Origin of the sequence: Streptomyces sp. NPDC058751 (genome assembly GCF_042746485.1) — a bacterium.
Classification (GTDB): Bacteria; Actinomycetota; Actinomycetes; order Streptomycetales; family Streptomycetaceae; genus Streptomyces.
Map to the genome: position 1 here is coordinate 1 of NZ_JBHYPZ010000092.1, position 5,798 is coordinate 5,798.

The following is a 5,798-nucleotide window of genomic DNA, read 5'->3' on the forward strand; positions in this document are numbered from 1 at the left end:
ATGATCTCGAACCTCGCGAGACGAGTAACCGGCGAAACACCCATAACCTGGCACAATCCGTGAACTATCCCCCAAACAAACAGGACGTCCTCTCACACCAGCGTGTCATACACCTTATCCTTCGGCTCGCCCCGCCACTCCCCGCCCTGCCGCTCCGCCCAGCGTACGACGGCCGGGGTTGCGAGCCCCGCTACTAGGAAGAGGGCAATCAGTACAGCCCAACCTCGCAGGCCGAAAGTCAGCACCGTTCCAGTTATAAGCGATGGCCCCAGCATGTTGGCTGCCGAGAAGCCGGAATTGTAGAGACCTTGATAGACGCCCTGTGAGCGGTGGTCTGCAAGACCATAACCCAGTGTCCAGCTCGCGCTCTGCTGAAGGACCTCGGTGGCTATCTGGCAGAGGGCCCCGAGAACGAGCACCAAGGCCGCACCCCACATGCCGAGTTCTGCGGCGGCTGCCCACAAGGCGCAAGCGAGCGCCATGGTGAAGCCAGCCCAGCGTGTGACCTTGGCAGCTTGATGGTTGTCAGTAGACAAGCCTGACGCGGGCACCTGGAAGAGCGCTACAAGGACACAATTGAGCACGATCGTTGCGCCGTATATCCAGGTTGGCGCGGTGGTGAACTCTGCTATCCACAACGCGAGCCCGACTTCGCTTGCCACGAACTGTACAGAGAAGACACCCGTGATGACGGTCATAGCGAGGAAGGGTAGGTCACGCACCGCCTTCCACTGGTTCTCGCGCTTGGCATTCACGGCCTCCTTTGCGGCGGCCACTTCCCGGTGCTTCGGCACCCGAGTCACAAGGAAGGCGGAGAGAAGGAGCGTGAGTGCCTCAATGGCGATCAACGAGCGGAAGAATGCGGCCGATTTCAGTTCAAGGGCCACTCCACCCAGCGAGGCGCCCACTGCCATCGATACGTTGGTGATCGTTCGCAGGTACGCTCGGCTCTGCGTGCGTGCGTGCGCCGGGATGACCGTGGCCAACCAAGTGGCGCTGGCGGTATGCACGGTGCCCCAACCGACGCCAACCATCGTCGTCGTGACAAGGAACGTCGCTGTCGAGCCCACAAGTAGGTACGACAGCACACCGATCCCCGTGATGCAGTACGCCACACTATAGACGTACCGGGCGCCGTACCTATCGCAAAGGCGTCCGGCCGGAATGCCGGCCAGAATTGATCCCACGCCAGTGAGCGTCAGACCATATCCGACTGTCGTCATGTTGAGGCCCACGACCTGCGTGAAGTAGAGGGCGTTCACAACAGTCAGCATCCCGGTGCCGACACGGGTTAGGAGGGTGTTGATTGCGAGCTGCCGGAGCACGGGATCAACCGGAAACCAGCCCTTGAGTACGGATGGCTCGAACATACGCGTCATACGCTGACAATAGGCGCCGCGACGTTCGTCAGTCGAGCCGAATGATTAGTGCTCCACCTGTCGAATCCCGGTTGCCTGCCGGATGGTTGGCGCTAGCACGATCTTTTGTGACGGTCCGTTGGTTCGCCCGGCGGGCCGTTTCGGCTTGTTGGGGCGGTGGCGGGCAGGCCGATGGCCCGGCTGTCGCGCCGGGTGGTCGCCGGGTTCCATGGCTCCGGAAGTGGCGATGCTTGTCGGGACAGGTCGTTGCTGCTGGTCAGCCGGGGTCGGGCAGGGACCGCAGCCACTCGTTGTCCCGGGGCGCGGATCTGTCCCCATTGCTGCTCGATCTTGATCCCGAGGTGAGTAGCGGCCATCCGGTCAGGGACTGGCTGAGCCTGGTGGACCGGCGAATCCGTGACGCTCCATGGGCCAGGTCGCGAGCCTGAGAAACCCTCAGACGCGGTCGCATTGCCGGAAGTGGTTGATGGCGTCGACGTGCTTGGCGCGCATCTCGGCGTCGCGCACGCCGAGGCCCTCCTGGGGGGCGAGGCACAGGACGCCGACCTTGCCCTGGTGGAGGTTGCGGTGCACGTCGTACGCGGCCTGGCCGGTCTCCTCCAGGGAGTAGACCTTCGACAGCGTCGGATGGATCCTGCCCTTCGCGATGAGCCGGTTGGCCTCCCATGCCTCACGGTAGTTCGCGAAGTGCGAGCCGATGATCCGCTTCAGCGACATCCACAGGTAGCGGTTGTCGTACTCGTGGTGGTAGCCCGACGTCGAGGCGCAGGTGACGATGGTGCCGCCCTTGCGCGTGACGTAGACGGAGGCGCCGAAGGTCTCGCGGCCGGGGTGCTCGAAGACGATGTCAACGTCCTCGCCGCCAGTGAGCTCGCGGATGCGCTTGCCGAAGCGCTTCCACTCCTTCGGGTCCTGGGTGTTCTCATCCTTCCAGAACCGGTAGTCCTCGGCGCTGCGGTCGATGATCAGCTCGGCGCCCATCCGCCGGGCGATCTCGGCCTTCCGCTCGCTGGAGACGACACAGACGGGGGTGGCGCCGCCGGCCAGCGCGAACTGGGTGGCGTACGAGCCGAGGCCGCCGCTCGCGCCCCAGATCAGGACGTTGTCGCCCTGCTTCATCTGGGCGCCGTTGCGGGAGACTAGCTGCCGGTAGGCGGTGGAGTTGACCAAGCCGGGAGCGGCCGCCTCCTCCCAGCTCAGGTGCGCGGGCTTCGGCATGAGCTGGTTGGACTTCACCAGCGCGATCTCGGCGAGGCCGCCGAAGTTGGTCTCGAAGCCCCAGATGCGCTGCTCGGGGTCGAGCATGGTGTCGTTGTGGCCGTCCGAGGACTCCAGCTCGACGGACAGGCAGTGCGCGACGACCTCGTCACCGGGCTTCCAGGCGTTGACACCCGGGCCGGTGCGCAGGACGACGCCCGCGAGGTCGGAACCGATGATGTGGTACGGCAGGTCGTGGCGCTTGGCGAGCTCGGAGACCTTGCCGTAACGCTCCAGGAAGCCGAAGGTCGGCAGCGGCTCGAAGATCGAGGACCAGACAGAGTTGTAGTTGACGCTCGATGCCATGACGGCCACCAGGGCCTCGCCCGGGCCGAGCTCCGGCAGCGGAACCTCGTCCAGGTGAATCGACTTGCGCGGATCCTTGTCCGCCGAGGCCATTCCCTCGAACATGTCGACTTCACTCTTGTGCAGCACCACGGCTCGAAAATTCTCCGGAATTTCGAGCGCGGAGAAATCCTCGGCGCTCGCTTCACCGGAGGTTATGGCGTCAATGATGTCCTTCATTTGTGTTCCTTTCCGATCGTTCCAGGGCTTCCGGGACGAGGGCTTGTCAGATGGCGAGGGCGATCAGCCCTGCGACGAAAAAGATCACACAAAGGCCCGACCAACCGGCCCCCTGATGACCGAGAACGGCTGCGGTAAGTAGTCCGGGCCCAAATATCGTCTGCACGTTCACCCCCATTTTGAAAATGGCCAGAAGGACGCCCGACGGGGGCACCAGATCGAGATCAATGGCCCAACGCCCGCCGCTGTGCGGGATTTCCGCCGCCGTCAATAAGAGCAGGTCTGCGGTAAAGAAAATCGCGCCCTGCAGCCGCCGCCAGCTGGGATACCGGAATCACCAACATGCATGAGCAGCTCAGCAGCCAGGCAGCCGCGATCAGGGCGCGTCTGCTGCGGGCGACTTTTGGTCATGCGGGTCTGAAAAGCCCAATAGCCACGACGTTCGCCACGAAGACCACGGAGATGGTGACCCTTGGGAAGCTCCGGCTCCGTGGTGATCCAGACCGGCAGCAGATAGAGCAGGACGCTGGAGTGCAGGCACACCACCGCGTCCGCGGTCATCGACACGAGCACGCGACGGTCCCTCAGGGCGGCCCAGAATCGCTTTTCGGTCTGGCGGGATCCAGCGTGCGCCCGATCCTGACTAGATGGCCAAACCCTGGCGATGAAAAGCAAGGCTATGAAGAAGAAAAGGGCCTTGACGACGGTCACCTCGGTGTACCCTGATCGCCCTTCGGCGATCAGAACCGGGATGACGAGCAGGCCGACGGCGGAGAACGAGACGTTCTGCACCGTGCACATCTGGGCCGTACATCGGTGCCGGCCCATTCCGGCACTTTCAACGATGCGATCTGCCCGAATGAGAGACTTCGCACTCTCCGCCGTAGCCGCGATACCCTTGATGACCAGTGCCGTCACAGGGGATCCCATGAGCGGGAAGCAGAAAAAGCAAACACCGCGTCCGACATAGACCCATGGCAGTAGATTGTGGATCCGGCCCTCCCTCTGACGCTCGTCCGACCAGAATGGCCACCGCATGCCCTCGACGGCGGCTGCGGAAAAGGAGAAACCGGCCTCGGACGCTCTCAACCCCGCGACTTTCAGCAGATAGAGAGGCGCGACAGTCAGGTAACACCCGTCGACGCCGGCTGCCACCATGATTTGCCTGATCTGGTGCTTCCCGGGTTGGGGCACCGTCCGGCATCGACTTCCTGTGCCGCCATCGCGTCACCAGTGGAATTCCATGCACTCCCGCGTCAGCAGCAGGCGGGGAAATCCGCATCGCTGACTGTCAGCACGGATTCCAGCGCCTGATAACCCGGTCCGGACTCGGCGGCAGCCGCGAACAGCATAATTCCAGCCTGCATGAAAAGAGCAACAATCCTCAGCCGTAACATGTAAGTCCCCCTGTTCAAGGTTCGATCGAGTCACATAGATAGTCCCCTCAGTAAATGCTGCTAGTCAAGGCTGACTCTGATGCCAACTTGTGAATCCATGCCCGATATGATCCTTCGAGTGCGATTTTTCGCGACCGATTTTTCACCTTATCGCACCTGTAACCTTGATCGAACTTTACTGTCGGTTGTGTATGTGACGGGTAGTCAGTCGCGATCATTGAGCGCTTTCAGCGTTGCCTCTCCAGGGTGAGGACGGCTTTGGTGATGACGCTCATGTGGTTGGGGCTGACGCGGGATCTGCGGAAGATCTGCCAGGACTTCAGCCGTGCTATGCCTCGTTCGACGGGTGCCCGGGCTGCGGACAGGGCCCGGTTGCCGGTCCGCTCGGTGAGGGTGAGCTCACCGCCTGGCGGGCGGCGCTTCGCGGTGGTGACCCAGTCGCCCGCGCCGATGTAGGCCATGTCGGCGAGGATCGGGACGCCCTGGCGTGCACAGATCCGGAGGATCTTGTGGGTGCGGGCGGCCGTCAGATCGTGGGTCCTGCCCGGCAGTGCCGGCGACAGCCACAGAATCTTGCCGGCGGGGTCCGTGACGACCTGCACGTTCACCCCGTGCCGCTTGTGTTTCGAGGAGTAGTCGGCCCTGCCGTCGCCGACGCGGTCGCACTCTGCGAGCGTGCCGTCCAGGAGGACGAAGTCCGGGTCGTGTGCGCGCAGCGTCTTCAGCAGGCCCGGCGCCTGCTCGGCGAGCAGGCCGGTGACCGCGGTGACGTAGGCGTGGGTGGTGCCGACGGATATGCCGAATGCCGCGGCGATCCTCGTGAGGGTGTCGTGGCGACGCAGGTACACGAGTGCGACCAGCGCACGGCGGTGCGGCGGGAGCTTGCACCGTCGGTCACCCTCCCGGGTGACGATGAGCATCGTGACCTGCTCGACCAGGGCGTGCGGGAGGTCGAGTGCGGCAGGATACGGAACCAACAGGGCTCCTGCGCTGCTGAGTTGAGACGTCGAACACCTCCCTCAACGGCACGGGAGCCCTGTCCGTTGCGCACCCCGGTTCGCACCAGCGCCGTCACCCGATCAGTGGCCACGTTGAAAACGCTCATTGAACCTCTTTCATCCTGTGCGGGAGGGTGAAATGGACTGGTCAGCGGGTGTGGTGACGAGCCAGGGCCCCTCGTCATTGGCGTGGTGATTCCACTCAGCACACCGGCGACCGAAGGGGCCCTGTTGGTTCCGTA

General features: G+C 63.5%; 4 protein-coding genes. All 4 read right to left on the minus strand.

Annotated features, from left to right (window positions below; translation table 11 throughout):
* Positions 1–92 precede the first annotated feature (92 nt).
* The 4 genes from ACFW6B_RS40900 to ACFW6B_RS40915 all read right to left on the minus strand — a co-directional run bounded on the left by ACFW6B_RS40900 (position 93) and on the right by ACFW6B_RS40915 (position 5,535).
* Positions 93–1,379 carry an MFS transporter gene (locus ACFW6B_RS40900; RefSeq protein ID WP_386604992.1) on the minus strand — a complete coding sequence of 429 codons (1,287 nt, stop codon included), beginning with the start codon at positions 1,377–1,379 and terminating at the stop codon, positions 93–95.
* A gap of 435 nt (positions 1,380–1,814) precedes the next feature.
* Positions 1,815–3,161, minus strand: coding sequence for a crotonyl-CoA carboxylase/reductase (gene ccrA, locus ACFW6B_RS40905; RefSeq protein WP_386604994.1), 1,347 nt, complete (start codon positions 3,159–3,161; stop codon positions 1,815–1,817).
* A gap of 267 nt (positions 3,162–3,428) precedes the next feature.
* Positions 3,429–4,319 carry a hypothetical protein gene (locus ACFW6B_RS40910; protein WP_386604996.1) on the minus strand — a complete coding sequence of 297 codons (891 nt, stop codon included), beginning with the start codon at positions 4,317–4,319 and terminating at the stop codon, positions 3,429–3,431.
* Between the two features lie 466 nt (positions 4,320–4,785).
* Positions 4,786–5,535, minus strand: coding sequence for a transposase family protein (locus tag ACFW6B_RS40915; protein ID WP_386604998.1), 750 nt, complete (start codon positions 5,533–5,535; stop codon positions 4,786–4,788).
* Between the last annotated feature and the right edge of the window lie 263 nt (positions 5,536–5,798).

Bases quoted from the DNA above. Each gene is read 5' to 3' on its own strand.
- ACFW6B_RS40900 (WP_386604992.1), bottom strand. From the start codon at position 1,379: ATGACGCGTATGTTCGAGCCATCCGTACTCAAGGGCTGGTTTCCGGTT.
- ccrA (WP_386604994.1), bottom strand. From the start codon at position 3,161: ATGAAGGACATCATTGACGCCATAACCTCCGGTGAAGCGAGCGCCGAG.
- ACFW6B_RS40910 (WP_386604996.1), bottom strand. From the start codon at position 4,319: ATGGTGGCAGCCGGCGTCGACGGGTGTTACCTGACTGTCGCGCCTCTC.